The following is a 15569-nucleotide window of genomic DNA, read 5'->3' as shown; positions in this document are numbered from 1 at the left end:
GGACAGCCATTAAATACAGCGTCGACGCCAGTCGGGACGCTGTCACCGTTCCCTTAATCCACGCACCTGGATGCTCCCTGTCCCTTAGGTCCTGGGTTGACACCTGACTGTGAGTTCACTGCGACCGTCCAACGGCGTGCCCGGGAGTACTGAGTCCCGTCTCCGCTGACCTGATAGTTCGACACCGCTCCGGGTTTTCTCAAAGCTCAAACCTGATTTGCGATCGATCGAACCTCCGGTTCAGACCCGTTACAGTCCGAGTAGTGGGTGCTTTGCTCAGCGAGAGCAACGATGGTCTACACCCCGACGAATAATATCACGGGCCGAATACCGTCGGACGACGTCGACGGTCAGACAGACCCTGTACTAGCCAGTAACCCACGAGAGTCGAATTACCGCCCGAGGACCGAGTGTGCAATGCGGGCCGGCCCGACCCGAGAAACCCGTCACTCCTCGTGGCTGGCTTTCAGGTGGGCTTCAGAGTTACGGGCATTCACTACTCATGCCAAATTCCAGGTCTCGTTACGCGTTGTAAAAGAGGCTAGCATCCGCTCGTACGTCCGTCGAGTCGATTGGAAATACTGGCCGATAGACGCTCTCTATGCAGCGGGTGAGTCGTGTCAGCTGTTGTGTATTTCAACGGAAACATTAATTTGGTGTCTGTGTTAAATTTGTGAAATGTATCAGTTTGTGAGAGGGAGTTACATCTGCAGGTATCCAACGGGAACGGCCATTGATTCGCGGGCCTCTCTCACCACTAGATGTGGTCATGCGGCCAGTCAGGGGGACGACGCGACGCTTAGCTTCGTGAGTAAGGACGAGAGCGAGCGACGGGTGCCGAGGGTACCCGCTCACAGAACAAGGCAAACGAGCTATTACGCCGGGAGAATATCGGGGTGACAACCATAATCCGCCGCGTGATGGCCGATGGGGCGCGACGGTGAGTGTCGGGCTCGGCATCGCACTCGCCCTCGTTGGGGCGCTGCTGATCGCGGTCCAGGTCATCTGTATCCGTATCGGGACCACGACGGGCAGTTCGCGGGACGCGCTCGTCGTCGTTCTGGTGGTCAATCTCGGCGTGATCGTCCCACTGGCACTGGTGGTCCACTTTCCGACGTACCCGCTCAACACAGTAGCACTCCTCTCGTTTGTCTGTGCTGGGTTCGTCGGAACCGTACTGGGCCGTGCGTTCCAGTACGCCGCCATCGCGCGAATCGGCGCGAGCCGCTGCGAACCGATCAAAGCGTCACAGCCGCTCCATGCTGCGCTCCTGGCAGTCGTCTTTCTCGGCGAGTCGCTGAGTCTGGTTGTGTTCGGCGGGATCGTACTGATCGTCGTCGGAATCGCACTCATGTCGCGGGTAAGCACGCGGCGGTTCGACCGGGAGTACGACCACGTCTCGTGGCGCGGGCTCGGCCTCCCGCTGGCGGCCGCCTTCTGCTTCGGGGTCGAACCGATATTTGCGAAGATCGGGATAACTGCGGGGACACCCCCACTCATCGGGCTCGCGATCAAGACGATCGCGGCGACTATCGTGTTCGCGGCTTACCTCCAGGCGCGAAACACGTTGCCGACGTCTTTCCTCATGGCCTCCCCGAGTATGCGGTGGTACGTCGTCGCGGGGGTGGCGAATACCCTCTTCCTGCTGGTGTACTACCTCGCGCTCTCGATTGCGCCGGTCGCACTCGTCGTTCCGCTCACGCAGACGAGCCTGCTGTTCGTCCTAGTGTTGTCTGTGGCATTCCTCCGAGATATAGAGCGGGTCACCCCACGGTTGGTTGTCGCCACTGTGTTGGTTCTCGTCGGCACCGTCCTCGTCGCCGTCTCGCAGTGAATTCAGAGCCGCGCCAGCCGATTTCGTCGCTGAGCGGCCCGACGACCAGAATCACCAGCACTGTCCCGAGCAGAGCGGCCGGACTCCCCAGCAGGCACTGTAGTTCCGACACGTCAAGGGGGAGTGGACACGAGAAGTCGTCTACCGGCAGATGTCCTCAATGGCCCTGAGAAGCGTCGGCTCTGTTACTCGTTTTGTGACACCCCAAAGTTGATTTCCGAAGAGCGTCAACGCTGTCAACAGGGATGTCACGTCAGGTCCGTCTTGAAGACGATGTGTACGAACGCATCAAAGCGAATAAGCGCGACGACGAGTCGTTCAGCGACGCCGTGGAGCGGCTCATCGGCGGGCGATCACTCAGAGACCTCCGCGGTGTTTTCGACGGGGGCCGAGTGAGCGAGATGCGGGACGCCATCGAGCAAGCCGACAAACGGGACCGCGACGAAGTCCGTGATGTCGCAGAGCGATTCGAATGATTGTCGATACGAGCTTCATCCTGGATATCATCGACGATGTAGAAGCGGCTGTAGAGAAGGAACGGGAACTCGAAGCGGCGAACGTCCCGTTGGTGATCCCATCGATGGCCGTCTTGGAACTCTACATTGGCGTCGGCAAGGTAGCGAATACGCGCGAGGAGCGCCAGACCGTCGAAGCCGTGCTTGACTCGTACCCACTGGTCGACATGACGCCGAGCATCTCGCGCCGCGCTGGACGGCTACTCGGTGACCGCATGGCCGAGGCGGACAGTGACGAGGGGCCTGGTATTGGGAAAGGAGATGCGGCCATCGCTGCAACCGCTCTGGAGCGCGACGAGCCTATTCTCGCCGGCGACAGCCATTTTGAGAGCATTCCCGGTGTTACCCACGAAAGCTATCGGTAGGCATCGACGTGTATACGCTGACCGACGCTGTCATACGCCCACGTCAGTCTCGCGCCGACACGCTCACACGCCTCTGTGACCAGCCCTGGGCTGTCACTGGGGGTACACAGCAACGACGGCAGTCTCACTCTCGCACAACGATCACGAGTCCGTACAGACCCTCGGTTCAGGCCATCGAGGGAATGGTGGGTTGCTGGGATGGGGGATGCGTGCAATCCAGAGGCAGAGACCCCCGACGAATCGCCAGCGTAACCGGCCAGACCATCGGGCCCGTTCTGCTGAACCCATTCTCTGTATCGGTCGCGCCATTAGTGACAGGGTTCGGATGATTAGCGAATGCGCTGTGCATATTTCGCCAGACCGTTCCGGAAGGAGTCGCGGAAACGGACAGCAACGTCTGGAACCCGGATACGGCGGGGACCCCGACAGTGCTACAGGGCGTTCTCTGAAACGCGGAAGGTACACGCCGCGGCTTAATGGCAAGGTAGGCCTCTATCCGGGTATGCCAGATCACGCACCGACGAATCAGTTGGCAGTCGATCAGCCGACCCGGGGCGCTGACCGAAACCAGTCCATTGCCGACCGGGCCGATCGAGCGACTGACGATGCCCTCCTCCCGTCGCTTTCAGACGGCATCACGCTACTCGATGTTGAGGGCGAACGCGGCGTCCCGACCCTGCAGTCACTCGTGCTCGACCACCTCCTCATGAACGACGGGCCCGCCTTCTGGGTTGACGCAAACGGTCACGCAACGACGACGACGCTCGCCCGAATCGCCCCCAGCCAGCGGTTGCTTGACCGGATTCACGTCGCGCGCGGGTTCACCGCCTACCAGCACTACGGCGCCGTCTGCGATCTCTCCGGAGCGGTGAACCAGTCTATCCGGGAGTCGACTTCCGACACCGGTAGGCCCTGTCGACAGTCACCAAACCGCGACGGGGACTCGTCCCGGTACACACCCTCACTCATCGTCGCGCCGGCCATCGACGCGCAGTACCGTAGCGACGACACTCTCAACGAGACCCACGCGAAAACGCTACAAGCACGAACACTCGCCAAGCTGTCGACCTACGCCGACGGCTACGATATCCCCGTTCTGGTGACTCGCAGTGAGTGCGATGAGTTCACCGGACCGGTCGCGGCGGCCGCCGGTCACCACCTCACGTGCGAGCAAACGCGTATGGGACCGCGGTTCGTCGGCGACGACTTCGAGACGCTCGTGTATCCCGTCGACGGCGGCGCGTACTACCAGACGACGTTCGCGTATTGGCGGCAGTTGCTCGCGGCTCGCGCCACGCAGGTCGGTGTGGAACCGACGGCGTCGACGCCGGAGAGCGTCGAGACAGGCGTCAGGGCTGACGGTGAGACGGGGTCCGCCGCCGCGGACCCCCTGCTCGATGCGTGGACGGCGACCGGCACTGGAGGGCGATAGCGATGGGGCGCACGAGCCCGACGTACCGAGATGCCCTCCGGGCCATCGAGGAGCGCTGGGCGGACTTCCGGCGTGCACTGCGGCGTCGCGACCAACCTCGGTTCGACCGGCTGTTCGAGTACGCCCGCGAGCACGCCGACGCGAGCGGGCTGTTGAACCACCAGAATCCGCTCCTGCCCGCGCTATTCAGCATCGATATCGAACAGCAAACCCGCCTCGACGACCACGAAGAGCGTCTCGAGGAGCTCGAAGCCGCGGTCGCAGCAAGCGATGACCAGGAAGCAGTCCTGCCGGACTCGGACCCGTGACGATGCCGTTCACTATCGACTTCCTGGACGACGGCGTCCTCGAGTGGGACGCCACCCCCGACGGCGCTGTCGCGACAGAGCGCGACGACTACACCCCGCGGTTCCACGTCGCCGCCCGGGACCCCGACGGCGACATCGACCTCACGGCACTTCGGTCGCTCTACGACCAGCACCCGGACGTCGTCGCGACCGAGATGGTGACCCGGCGCCCCGGATTCCGCCGTGACGAGGAGCCGGTCCTCGCCGTCGACGTCGCACATATCGACCGCGTCACCTCACTCGCAGGCCAGGCACGGCAGCTTCCTGCGTATCCGGTCGGGGACCTCGCCTGTTTCAACGTCGACCTCTCGCGGGAGTTTCGGTACTGTCTCGAGGAAGATATCGACCCGACGCCGGCGGGCGAGCTCTCGACGCTCCGACTCAGCGTCCCGGTGACCGAAACGAGCAACGAGTCCTACGCCGAGCTGTCCGTCGCCGACGACACCGTCACCGGTTCGCCGGTGGATATCCTGACGGCAGTCCAGACAGCACTCGAGGACCAGAACCCCGATATCCTGGTCTGTTCGACGAGCGAGATCGTCCCGACACTGTACGAGATGGCCGCGGCTGCCGGCGTCGACGAGTTCACGCTGAGCCGGTGGCCCGACGTCGGCTACCAGCAGCTCGCGAGTCGGTCGACGTATGCGAGCTACGGCCGCGTCGGCCACTCCCCGGCGCGGTACAACGTACCCGGCCGGGCGATCATCGACGAGTCGAACACGTTCTTCTACGGGGAGACGAACCTCGACGGCGTCCTCGATCTCGTCTCGCGGTCGAAAAAGCCCGTCCAGGAGCTCGCGTGGGCGTCGATCGGGAACGTGTTGACCGCGATCCAGATCTGTGAGGCCCACGATCGCGGCGTCCTCGTTCCGTGGAATTCCTGGCGCCACGAGTTCTACAAACCGATGGGGACGCTCGACGACGCCGACCGTGGCGGCTTCATCTTCGCTCCCGAAGTCGGCGTCCACGAGGACGTCCACGAACTCGACTTCTCGAGTCTCTACCCGAACATCATCTGTACCCGGAACGTCTCACCTGACGCCATCCGGTGTGACTGCCACAGCGACCGTGAGGACGTCCCCGACCTCGGGTACTCGATCTGCGATGACCGGGGCTACCTCGTCGATGTCCTCCAGCCCATCATCGACGCCCGCGACGAGATCAAGGCGGCCATCCGTCGTGAGACGGAGCGGGACGACCCCGACGAGGACCGACTGGCGGAACTCGAGGGGCGGTCGGGAGCGCTGAAGTGGATTCTCGTCGCCTGCTTCGGCTATCAGGGGTTCAGCAACGCGAAGTTCGGCCGCATCGAGTGCCACGAGGCGATCAACGCGTACGCTCGCGAAATCCTGTTAGCGGCGAAGCAACGCCTGGAGGCCGGGGGCTGGCGCGTCGTCCACGGTATCGTCGACTCTATCTGGGTGACGCCCGATCCCGACGTCGACGGCGAGAATCGCAAGGACCTCGAGGCGCTCGCGACGGAGATTACGGAGGCCGTCGAGATCCGACTCGAACACGAAGCCCACTACGACTGGGTCGCGTTCGTCCCGCAACGCGAGAGCGACGCCGGCGCGCTGACGAAATACTTTGGTAAGAAAGCTGGCAGTGGGAACTTCAAGATCAGAGGGATAGAAGCCCGGCAACGCTCGACGCCACCGTTCATCGAAGCGGTCCAGCGGAAGTGCCTCGAACGGTTCGATGCGACCCGGTCACCGGACGCAGTGCTTGATTGTCTCAACGGGGCAATCGAGCGGCTCCACGCTGGAACGGTCCCGACCGAGCAACTCGTCGAACGGAATCGCGTCTCCAGGCCGCTGGAAGGGTACTCACAGAACACCCAGAACGTGGCGGCCCTGAAACGGGCCCGCGACCAGGGCCTCGCCGTCCATCCGGGACAGGACATCGAGTACATCGTCGTCGACGATGCGAAGACATCGCGGGAGCGGGTTGCGCTGGCTCACGAGCAAGCCGAGTCGTATGATCCGTCGTACTACGAAACGGAACTCGTCAGAGCCGTCGAAAGTGTCCTCTCCCCGGTGGGCTGGAACCGAGCGAAGATTCGCAAGGAACTCACCGAGACACAGGCACTGGAGCTGGCGGCGTTCAGTACTCCGTCGAAGCGGTGACCAGCAGAATACGGGTGGCCGAGGTGGGTGAGACCGAACCAGTAGATCGGTGGTCCGGTATCTAAGTCCAAATATCGAATTTTACTCCACAATAGTGCAATATTTCAGACAAGGAACCAGATTTCAATCGTACAAGTCTGCTGTTTCACCGTTTCTAATTACAAACCGAAATATAGGTGCCAGTACAGGACTATTTAGTGTTACTTTGGGTCCAGTATTACCACCGGCAGATTTCTCTATGTGGTATCCTCACGTTCTGTCTCCCTAAGCTCCCTGGTACACTCAGCAGTGTCGGCAGTGCATGCTGTTCCGTCGGACCGCAAAGAACGCAAGACAACCCCGTCTTGGGTCGAAAACAATACATAATTCTGTGATAGTATTCTGATTGTGCGCGAATCTACAGCGGGTACAGTGATGGTGTTTGTTGCTGCCGCCGGATTCGGGACAATCGGTATATTCGGTGAGATAGCGGCGTCGATCAACCTCGAACTGGCGACATTGTTGCCAGTTCGGTTCGGGATTGCGACTGTTGTCGTCGGGACGCTGGCAGGCATCCGTGGGTGGTCATATCCCACGACAAAGCGCGACTGGCTTGTAACGCTCTCACTGGGCGTCGTCTACACTGGGATGACGCTGTTCTACTTCGTAGCGTTGAGATATCTGACAGCGGGCCTGACGACAATCATTCTCTATACCTATCCCGCTATCGTCATCGGCCTGTCAACGGTCTTTTTGAACGAGAATATAACGTATACGAAAATAGCCGCGCTCACATTGGCAATGGCAGGTGTTGGGCTTGTCGTCGGAACGAACACCGCTGGAGCCGACCCGCTCGGGGTCGCACTCGCCCTCGGTGCTGCGGCCTGTTATGCCATCTACACGGCCGGTAGTCGACATTTGAGTTCGTCGATCTCTCCCAACGGACTCATGCTCGGAATCCTCGTGGGCACGACAGGGAGCATGCTCGTGTTCGGCGTTCTCGACACTGGACTCGCGGTTCCAGTCGGTCGCGACGAGTGGGGCGTGATTATCGGAATGGTGGTATTATCAACAGTGCTGCCACTGCTGTTGTTCTATGAGGGCGTCTCCCGGCTGGAGGCGAGCCGTGTCGCAGTAATAAGTACTGTTGAACCGGTCGTCACCGTCACACTCGGCGCGACACTCCTTGACGAACCACTCACACCGTTTGTCGTCGCGGGAGGGATACTAGTCATTGGCGCAGTGTTGCTCACACAGTACTGATTCAATCGGGGATAGCTGAAGGGACCGAACGGTAGCATCGGTTTCAAGAGCATGGACAGTAGCTACACCCACCAGGTTGGTGACTGGAACTGCATTCGAACCGATAGATGGCGTCTTAGAAGTGCAGGGATTCGGCCATTGCTTCGGGAGAAATACAGGTCAATCGGCGTATACACCGTTTCAATTGGCACTACAGCAGCTCTAATTCAGCAGACTAGGTCGGGCACCCGAAACCCTCTCGATTCACGTGCTATCACTCGCTCCGACACCTCGATGGCGTACGTCTACCCACGTCCAGTAGTTGTCGAGTTAATACAGACAGTCTCCTGCCTCTGGGCACTAACCCTCGAAAACTGGTTTCCGGCCGTAATGGGCCCTAACTGGGCCACATCCATACCTTCGTATGGGTACCTCGAAAGTCAGAACGTCAAATAGCTTCGTGACGTATAGCCGTCGTTCAGCCCAGTATTCGAATAACATCCGTACGTATGTTTGTGGAACTCGGTCGCTCTGGGGTACTATCGAGTCCGGCCTTGGGTCATGACAGTTCTGTTCACCAGAGAAACGACCCCTGGACCGAATCCCTAGTGAAATATCTGTCCTCCAGAATAAGTCCATATATTGCCAGTCTCGTAGGTTATTTCTGGGCGATAATATAAATATATCACCTTTCGTAACTTAATACAACTATTGAACTCTATTTTTCGCAGTTTTTACTACCAAATTCATTATTTTAACTCTTATATTCCATAATTACTTCTATAAATAGCATCACCAACCTCTATCCGAGTCGCTATTCGACAGTTACTGTTAACAAAGGCGTATCTGCAGACAGTGTCGGGAGACAGGTGCGCAATCGACGAATCCAACGTCATCTTCCGGGGCGGCGGGTTCGTCTCGATCACCGGTAACAACTTGAACTATCGGAGCAATCTCAGAGGTGAAGTGGAATATCTGGGACATCGGTGGCCGTGGTCTCCCGTTTCAACCGCTTCGATTTAGCGAGCCATCCTGTTGTCGCCTGGTGCGTCAACAGAGCCAAGCAAGGCCAATATTTTCGGGGTCCCCCGATGAAACATCCAGAACAGACGTGATCGCCTATCAACGCCGAAACCGTCTCGTCTCCGTTCCGTATCCACACCGCGAGCTAACTAGTAAGGGTAACACATATCAGCTCCCGACCGACGAGGTCACCTAGTGAGTAGAGCGTGACTTCTCGTGGCGTCGAAACAACTCACGCGACTACTGACGATTGGTGCCGCCATACTCTGCATGGCCGGAGTCGCGGCAGTGCCCACATCGGGAACACTCACCACGGCGGGACAGTATGCAGTCGCCACGATGGCGTTCGCGGCGATCCTCTGGGTAACCGGAGTCGTTCCACTCCCGCTCACCGCGTTGTGCATCCCGATTCTCCTGACGGTCTTCGGTGTCTACCCGGACTTCGGGGACGCAGTCGCCGGCTTCGCTGACCCGGTCATCTTCCTGCTTCTCGCGGGGTTCATGCTCGCCGAGGCGCTCCAGACACACGGTATCGACCGTCGCATCGCACTCGCAATCCTCGTCCGATTCGGAACCTCGGCGCGGGGACTCGTCCTCGGTGTCATGGTGTCGACGGCCCTGCTCTCGATGGTCATCTCGAACACTGCGACTGTCGCGATGATGGTGCCCATCGTCCTCGGAATCGTCGAGAGCGTCACGGACGTAGCGAAGTTCGAGGGGGATTCGAACGGTGACGCCCCGGCCGCCTCGAACCTCCAGGTCGCCATGCTGCTGGGCGTGGCCTACGCGGCGAGCCTCGGTGGCGTCGGGACGCTGGTCGGGACGCCGCCAAACGCGATTGTCGTCGGACAACTCAGCGAACTCGTCGGCGTGGAGATCACCTTCGTGGAGTGGCTGGCCTTCGGAATGCCGATGGTCATCGTCACGCTCCCGGTCGCGTGGGTGCTCCTGACGTACGTCACGTATCCGCCCGAGTCGTTCGACGTGAGCCGGGCCCGTGAGCGTGCACGTGAACGGCGCCGTTCGATGGGGGCGCTGTCGGCGCCGGCACTCCGAACCGTCGCGATATTCGGCGCGACGGCGTTCCTGTGGCTGCTCGGCGGGCTCGGGTTCCTGTTCGCGGATCTGCTTTCAGAAACCTGGCACGTCACGCTGTTCGGCGGGTCAGCGACCAGCGTGTTCGGAACGGTCGGTCACGAGGGAGTGCTGTTCTACGTCCTCGTGGGCCTCCTCGCCGTGCCTGCCCTGGTCGTCAGCGGTGGGGCGGCGTGGGACGACCTGCTCGACATCGACTGGGGGACGTTACTGCTCCTGGGCGGCGGTATCTCGCTGGCGAACGCACTGGCGGATACGAACGCCACGAGATGGCTCGCCGAAGTGACGTTTGGCTCGTTTGCGGGGAGTTCGGTCGTCGTCATCCTGGTCGTCGTCGTGACGATGACGGTCGTGGTCGGCGAGCTGGCGTCGAACACGGCGATGGCAGCGCTGCTCGCTCCGCTACTCGTCAACATCGGGCCAGCGTACGCGGCCGCGCTCGGCACGACGTCGGAGGTCGCGTCGGTGTTGCTGGCGGTGACTGGCGGAATCGCCGCCAGTTACGGGTTCGCGCTGCCGGTCGCAACACCACCCAACGCCATCGTGTTCGGTGCCGGATACGTCCGACGCGAACACATGCTCCGCGCGGGGGCGTTGCTCGACGCAATCGTCATCCTTCTGACAACAGGGGTGGCGTACCTGCTGATCAGGCTCGTCTGGCCGAGCCTGCTCGGCTGAGGCGGACGACCACTGGAGCAGGCAGTCGGTCCCTCACAGACCAAACCGGCCGAGGCTACAGCAATAAGAACGTCGGGATATACAACAGCAGGCAGACGACCGCTGCCTTCCGGTCGATACCGCTTCGCCAGTAGAACAGTGCCAACACGAGGATGGAGACCACGAGCATGTAGGTCAGCGAGGGTTGCAGTGCCGAAACGTCGTCGACGACGACGTCGAAAAAGAGCGCACCGATGCCCAGCGAGAACACCGGGTCGGTGATGTTGCTCCCGAGGATCGCTCCGACGGAAATACCGCCCCGACCCTCGTGGGCCGCGATGCCAGCGACGACGATCTCCGGGAGAGTCGTCCCCAGGCCGGTCAACAGCCCGACGAGGTACTCCGGAATCCCGACCAGGCGGGCGATAGCGACGCCGTTGGTGACCATCACTTGCCCCCCAACGACGACTAGCAGGAGGCCGCCGACGATCCACGGGTAGGTCTCACGCGGCGTCCGGGGTTCCTCGATGACCTCCTCGGCGATCTCCTCGCCGCCCCTGTTCGTATAGAGCGTGTAAATGAACTGGATGTAGGCCAGCATCATCAGAAACCCCTCCGAGCGACCGATGACGCCGTCGTTGAGGGTCAACAGCATGATGATCATCGCGAGTATCATCGCGCTCCCGTAGACGAGGACGTCGCGCCGCTGAGTGGCAAACGGGGCGATGAACGCGACGACGGCGATAGCGAGCGTGATTTGGGATATCTCCGAGCCGACGATATTCCCCACCACGAGGTCCCCAGCGCCATAGTAGGCGGCATAGAGCGAGGTGACCATCTCCGGGAGCGAGGTGCCAATCGAGATGAGCGTGACACCGATGAAAAAGGGTGAGACGCCGTAGTACAGCGCCAGATCCCCTGCGCCGGTGACCGCTCGGTCCGCCCCAACCACGAGAGCCGCCAGGCCGCCCAGAAACAGCAATGCCTCCAGTAGCATTACCGATGGTCTCCTCTCGGCGAGTAATGACTTGTTCTCGCTGCGTGCGTCTCATGGCGAGGTCTTCCCAGAACACTCGCCCCCGCGGTGAGCAGTGTCCGTCGGAGGACCGGTCCGGTGGAGCTGTTCCCGGATAATCGGGGCGGTTCTACAGTGCGCATTTTCTGTCCCCTCGTGCAACTGTACCACTCGTCCAGCGAAGAGTACCGTAGTAATTCCCCCCAGCAGGAAACCAACTGTCCGGGAGACAACTCGGTATCGGATGTGACCATGGATTGACTGTGATGGTGATCGTCCGTTGTACGTGGACGTAGACACCTCTGTCACTAATAGCACCGCGTCCGGATTGACCTCCTTCGCCGCGAGAGCGCAGAGGACTCCTACCTCGGGATTTCAGACCGAGCGAGGCGGCCTGGTGGTTTCAAGACGGGTCCGTTCCATGGCTGGTTCCGTTTCTCGCAGCCATTGGTAGCGTTTGTCACGGGTGGGGCAGTAATTCACTCACTCGTCACCGGATAGTGCTTCTAATCGAGGAAGATTTCGTTCCGTTCTCCCGAGAGACAATCGCTATGCATGGAGACAGTACATGTTCTACCCACACGGCATAGTGGAGAGCCGACCACAGGATTATGTCGTCCGCTGCCCTAAATGGATAGATGGCAGACACGAAAAAGGGACGCGAACGACAGGCGGATAGCGAAGAACGGCGCCAGCGAGAGCGCGAGATAACGGAGGAGCGCGCCCGGGCCGACGAAGTTGAACCTCCTGACGAGACAGTGGCTGAGCCCGATGACACTCGACGTGAGGAGGCTGACAGTCCGGACACGGCTCGTCGGTGTCATCGGCGCGGCTGCGACGAGCCGGCTGCGTTTGAAGTCCTCGAACGATACCAGGAGGAGACAGGGCACGGTGCAGTCGAAGCAACGGCCGTTTTGTGTCGAGACCACGCAGACGAAGAGAGCCCGACGAATCTCGATAACACCTACGAAGACTACGTGTTTCGGGTCACGCCACTCTCATCGACAAGCGAGGCCGACACAGCATAATCGGACCGTCAAAAGAACCGTCGGTCCAGGAACTGCGTGATTCGATTCCGATTCAGATAGCCGATAATCGAGAGCCCCACGATGAGGCCCAAGAGAACCAACGCTTCGTACAGGTCGCCGTTTGCGACGAGATGGCCGAAGACGTTGACAAAAAAGAAGGCAGGCGCTCGCCCCATAATCGCGATGAGGACGAGTTTCCAGAGCGGAATCGGCGTGAGCCCCCCGACGAGACAGAGGGCATCGTCCGGTAATCCCGGTATCAAAAACAGGATGAAGAGGCTGAGAAGTCCGTGACTTTCGACGAACGCATCGAACGTCTCCAGCGCCTCGTCGTCAATCATGCGTTCGACGTAGGCCCGGCCGAAGCGACGCGACAGCCAGAACGCCAGCGTACTCCCGATCGTAATCCCGATCATGTTGTACAGCGTGCCCCACCACGGCCCGAAGAGATACCCGGCGACTGCGGCCAGTACCTGGCCGGGGACCGGAGCCACCACCACTTGGATCGCCTGGAGCGCGATCAGCACGACCGGTGCCCATATACCGAACCCTCGGACGAACGTGCGGACTGCCGCGGCGTTGAACAGAAACGCCAGGTGCTGTCGCAATAGAAGGACGCCCCCGACGAGTAGAATCGAACCGAACAGTAGATGGACGATAAACTGTCTCCGGGCACGTGAAGAGGCGAATATTCTCTGATTAGGGGGACGTGGCGGGAAGGGCATCACTGCGCTAGTCCGTTCGAGAAGGGGCTCTCGCTCTCACGAGGGAGTACCATCGGTTCAGGGTTCCAGACGACACAGTCCCGCACATCCGGGTGTGACGAGAAAACGGCAGTCCACCGAAAGGGAGCATGTCTGTGATTGACCACTCTGCTGGATACCATTAAATGCCCGCACAAGGTCGGTCCGAGAAATGAGTTGTGCAGTGGCGTCGACCTTTTTCCACACTTCTCACTCTCGACCACACCCGCTGTGTGTTGCTGAACTCGAAACCAATCGCATACTCGCTGGTATCGGACAGTCGAACGGCCATAGCTGGAGCCTTGTTCGGGCTGTCCGTGATGGGATTTTCCGGGAGGGTGTCGGTCGCACCGCACCACGGACTGTGTCAGTCGGTCGCACCGCACCGCAAACTGCGCCAGTCGGTCGGGACGCGGTGTAGGTCTATCGGGAGTATATTTTATATGGTTCGACAGTCTGATGATAAACACGTGGTCAAATCAACGGTACGGTTTCCCGAAACGGTGATGGACTGCGTCGAGGAGATGGTAGAGGAGGGCGTCTTCTCGAACAAGTCCGAGTTTCAGCGGTTCGCAGTCGAGTATGTCCTCTCTGAAATCGAGGATTACGAGCCAGAGATGGTTGATTTCGCCGAACTCCAGAGAGAGGTGTTTCAGCACCAGCCGGCCACCAGCGGAGCCGAGATGTCACCGGAGATCAACGAGAACTTCTACGAGAACGCTGCTCGCGTTCGGCAGTTCGCTGTTCGCGGCGACATCGAGACGGCAGAGGAGTATATCGATACCGCGTACCCGGTCACGGATCCCCGCTGTTTGCTCCTCGATGACCTGCTTGAATCCTATCGTCAGCGTGCATCCGAAGACGAGTAGCCCGCCTCCCGGAGCCGATACCTGCTTGCCTCGTCGCGTCTCTGGTCTGCAGTTCCTTCCGGCTGTTTCGGGTGCGAGGGCTCGGTAGAACTCCGTTGGATTCTTCGTCTCTGTACACCGCTCCAGCGCGGCGAGCACCGGACCGTCAGCTCTTGGGAGCGTCAGTCGTCGTCAGCACGGACTTCTGGCGGAGTCTCCGAACGTGGCCCGGCGGCGTGCCCCTCGTGCATCAGCGCTGTCGCGAACAGTTCTTCCGAGACAGCCGGCACCTCGGTGTCCTCGACCGCCCCGTCGGACTCGATGTCTTCGACTGAGCGCGGGTACTTCCGGAGGTCCTTGTGGACCGCGATGCCCGCGTCCGCGCCCTCGCCCATCGCGACGGGGATCTGGTTGTGGCCCGGGGTGAGGTCTCCCACCGCGTAGACGCCGGAGACACTGGTCTCCCCGTGGTCGTCGACGGCCACTGTTCCGTCGTCGTTTCTAGCGATGTCTAGCTCGTCGGCCAGTTGCGCGTGGTAGTTCGACCCGAGCATCGGGAAGCCGCCCTTGTACTCCCGAACGCTCCCGTCCTCGAACTCGTAGGCCGACAGCCAGCCGTCGTCGTCGGTCCGTTTGCCAGACAGCTCCGTTTCGACGATTTCGACCGGGTGGTTGTCGAGCATCGTCTGCGTTTCGTCGCTCCACTCGGGCGCTTCGCCACGAGTCAGGATATCAACGCTGTCAGTGTAGTTCAGCATAATCATCGCGACGTGGGCCGCGGCTTCGCCGGTCCCCATAACGAAGACCGGTTCGCCGACGAACATGAAGGCGTCACAGTGGAGACACCAGTGGAGCCCCTTGCCGGTGCGTGGCAGCGGCGGGTCCGGACGCTCGTCGGCGAAACCGGTTGCCAGGACGACTCGTTTGACCGCCAGTTCGTCGTCGCTCGTCGTCACGGTGAATCCATCCCCGTCTGCGAGTGGGGCCACCGACTCGACGAAGCCCCGTTCGTAGGTACCGCCGTAGTCCTGCACCTGTTCACGGGCCGTCTCCAGGAACTCGTTGCCCGAGACGTCCTCGGTGACGCCGATGACGTTGTGCGTGTCGGTCATCATCGCAGCGCGGCCCCCGCCACGGTTGATGACAATCGTGTCCATTCCAAGTCGGGTGGTGTACAGTGCGCTCGTCAGCCCGGCCGGCCCGCCGCCGACCACGGCCACGTCATAGTCGAACTGCCCATCGGTGTACATTACGGTATTTTACGGGGTCGGGGAATAAAAACGGCAGACTAACGGTCAGATACACAGCTATCTGACACCG

Annotated in this window: 13 protein-coding genes and 1 pseudogene; 10 read left to right on the top strand and 4 right to left on the bottom strand. The window is 60.6% G+C overall.

The window, feature by feature from the left end:
- Window positions 1-940: 940 nt before the first annotated feature.
- The 7 genes from KZ498_RS14060 (at window position 941) to KZ498_RS14030 (ending at window position 7861) form a co-directional block, all read left to right on the top strand.
- On the top strand, window positions 941-1834 hold the full coding sequence (locus KZ498_RS14060; protein ID WP_312619588.1) for a GRP family sugar transporter: 894 nt from the start codon (window positions 941-943) through the stop codon (window positions 1832-1834).
- 245 nt (window positions 1835-2079) lie between these two features.
- Window positions 2080-2310: an antitoxin VapB family protein gene (locus tag KZ498_RS14055; protein ID WP_312619587.1), complete on the top strand. Its 231-nt coding sequence runs from the start codon at window positions 2080-2082 to the stop codon at window positions 2308-2310.
- On the top strand, window positions 2307-2714 hold the full coding sequence (locus KZ498_RS14050; protein ID WP_312619585.1) for a PIN domain-containing protein: 408 nt from the start codon (window positions 2307-2309) through the stop codon (window positions 2712-2714). Before KZ498_RS14055 ends, KZ498_RS14050 begins: the two co-directional genes overlap by 4 nt.
- 502 nt (window positions 2715-3216) lie before the next feature.
- On the top strand, window positions 3217-4146 hold the full coding sequence (locus KZ498_RS14045) for a hypothetical protein (RefSeq protein WP_312619584.1): 930 nt from the start codon (window positions 3217-3219) through the stop codon (window positions 4144-4146).
- 2 nt (window positions 4147-4148) lie between these two features.
- Entirely contained in the window at window positions 4149-4454 is a 306-nt protein-coding gene (locus tag KZ498_RS14040; RefSeq protein WP_312619583.1) for a hypothetical protein, read from the top strand.
- A gap of 2 nt (window positions 4455-4456) precedes the next feature.
- On the top strand, window positions 4457-6619 hold the full coding sequence (locus tag KZ498_RS14035) for a type B DNA-directed DNA polymerase (protein ID WP_312619582.1): 2163 nt from the start codon (window positions 4457-4459) through the stop codon (window positions 6617-6619).
- A 387-nt stretch (window positions 6620-7006) separates the two neighbouring features.
- A complete protein-coding gene (locus KZ498_RS14030) occupies window positions 7007-7861 on the top strand; it encodes a DMT family transporter (RefSeq protein ID WP_312619581.1) in 855 nt (284 codons plus the stop codon).
- An 816-nt stretch (window positions 7862-8677) separates the two neighbouring features.
- Here the strand turns inward: KZ498_RS14030 and KZ498_RS14025 are convergent.
- Window positions 8678-8824, bottom strand: a pseudogene (locus KZ498_RS14025) (IS5/IS1182 family transposase); the annotation flags it as partial.
- A 255-nt stretch (window positions 8825-9079) separates the two neighbouring features.
- On the opposite strand from KZ498_RS14025, the gene KZ498_RS14020 reads away from it, so the two are divergent.
- Window positions 9080-10636 (top strand): DASS family sodium-coupled anion symporter, encoded by a 1557-nt coding sequence (locus tag KZ498_RS14020; RefSeq protein WP_312619580.1) that lies wholly within the window; start codon window positions 9080-9082, stop codon window positions 10634-10636.
- A gap of 55 nt (window positions 10637-10691) precedes the next feature.
- Here the strand turns inward: KZ498_RS14020 and KZ498_RS14015 are convergent, their stop codons facing one another.
- Window positions 10692-11612 (bottom strand): sodium:calcium antiporter, encoded by a 921-nt coding sequence (locus tag KZ498_RS14015; RefSeq protein WP_312619579.1) that lies wholly within the window; start codon window positions 11610-11612, stop codon window positions 10692-10694.
- Window positions 11613-12268: 656 nt separating this feature from the next.
- Between KZ498_RS14015 and KZ498_RS14010 the strand changes: the two genes are divergently transcribed.
- Window positions 12269-12658: a hypothetical protein gene (locus tag KZ498_RS14010; RefSeq protein ID WP_312619578.1), complete on the top strand. Its 390-nt coding sequence runs from the start codon at window positions 12269-12271 to the stop codon at window positions 12656-12658.
- An 8-nt stretch (window positions 12659-12666) separates the two neighbouring features.
- Here the strand turns inward: KZ498_RS14010 and KZ498_RS14005 are convergent, their stop codons facing one another.
- The gene (locus KZ498_RS14005; RefSeq protein WP_312619577.1) at window positions 12667-13266 is read right to left on the bottom strand and encodes a TVP38/TMEM64 family protein; all 600 of its coding nucleotides are present in this window, start codon (window positions 13264-13266) and stop codon (window positions 12667-12669) included.
- A gap of 578 nt (window positions 13267-13844) precedes the next feature.
- On the opposite strand from KZ498_RS14005, the gene KZ498_RS14000 reads away from it, so the two are divergent.
- Window positions 13845-14270: a transcriptional regulator gene (locus KZ498_RS14000; RefSeq protein WP_312619576.1), complete on the top strand. Its 426-nt coding sequence runs from the start codon at window positions 13845-13847 to the stop codon at window positions 14268-14270.
- Between the two features lie 161 nt (window positions 14271-14431).
- On the opposite strand, the gene KZ498_RS13995 is transcribed toward KZ498_RS14000, so the two are convergent.
- A complete protein-coding gene (locus KZ498_RS13995) occupies window positions 14432-15499 on the bottom strand; it encodes an NAD(P)/FAD-dependent oxidoreductase (RefSeq protein WP_312619575.1) in 1068 nt (355 codons plus the stop codon).
- Window positions 15500-15569 lie beyond the last annotated feature (70 nt).

The sequence above is a fragment of the Haloarcula sp. 1CSR25-25 genome (assembly GCF_032027985.1).
In the GTDB taxonomy this organism is placed as follows: Archaea; Halobacteriota; Halobacteria; order Halobacteriales; family Haloarculaceae; genus Haloarcula.
Note: the sequence above shows the minus strand (reverse complement) of the source record. Positions and strands in the feature narration are given on the sequence as shown.

Bases quoted from the DNA above. Each gene is read 5' to 3' on its own strand.
- KZ498_RS14035 (WP_312619582.1), top strand. From the start codon at position 4,457: ATGCCGTTCACTATCGACTTCCTGGACGACGGCGTCCTCGAGTGGGAC.
- KZ498_RS14055 (WP_312619587.1), top strand. From the start codon at position 2,080: ATGTCACGTCAGGTCCGTCTTGAAGACGATGTGTACGAACGCATCAAA.
- KZ498_RS14040 (WP_312619583.1), top strand. From the start codon at position 4,149: ATGGGGCGCACGAGCCCGACGTACCGAGATGCCCTCCGGGCCATCGAG.
- KZ498_RS14015 (WP_312619579.1), bottom strand. From the start codon at position 11,612: ATGCTACTGGAGGCATTGCTGTTTCTGGGCGGCCTGGCGGCTCTCGTG.
- KZ498_RS14010 (WP_312619578.1), top strand. From the start codon at position 12,269: ATGGCAGACACGAAAAAGGGACGCGAACGACAGGCGGATAGCGAAGAA.
- KZ498_RS14050 (WP_312619585.1), top strand. From the start codon at position 2,307: ATGATTGTCGATACGAGCTTCATCCTGGATATCATCGACGATGTAGAA.
- KZ498_RS14045 (WP_312619584.1), top strand. From the start codon at position 3,217: ATGCCAGATCACGCACCGACGAATCAGTTGGCAGTCGATCAGCCGACC.
- KZ498_RS13995 (WP_312619575.1), bottom strand. From the start codon at position 15,499: ATGTACACCGATGGGCAGTTCGACTATGACGTGGCCGTGGTCGGCGGC.
- KZ498_RS14000 (WP_312619576.1), top strand. From the start codon at position 13,845: ATGGTTCGACAGTCTGATGATAAACACGTGGTCAAATCAACGGTACGG.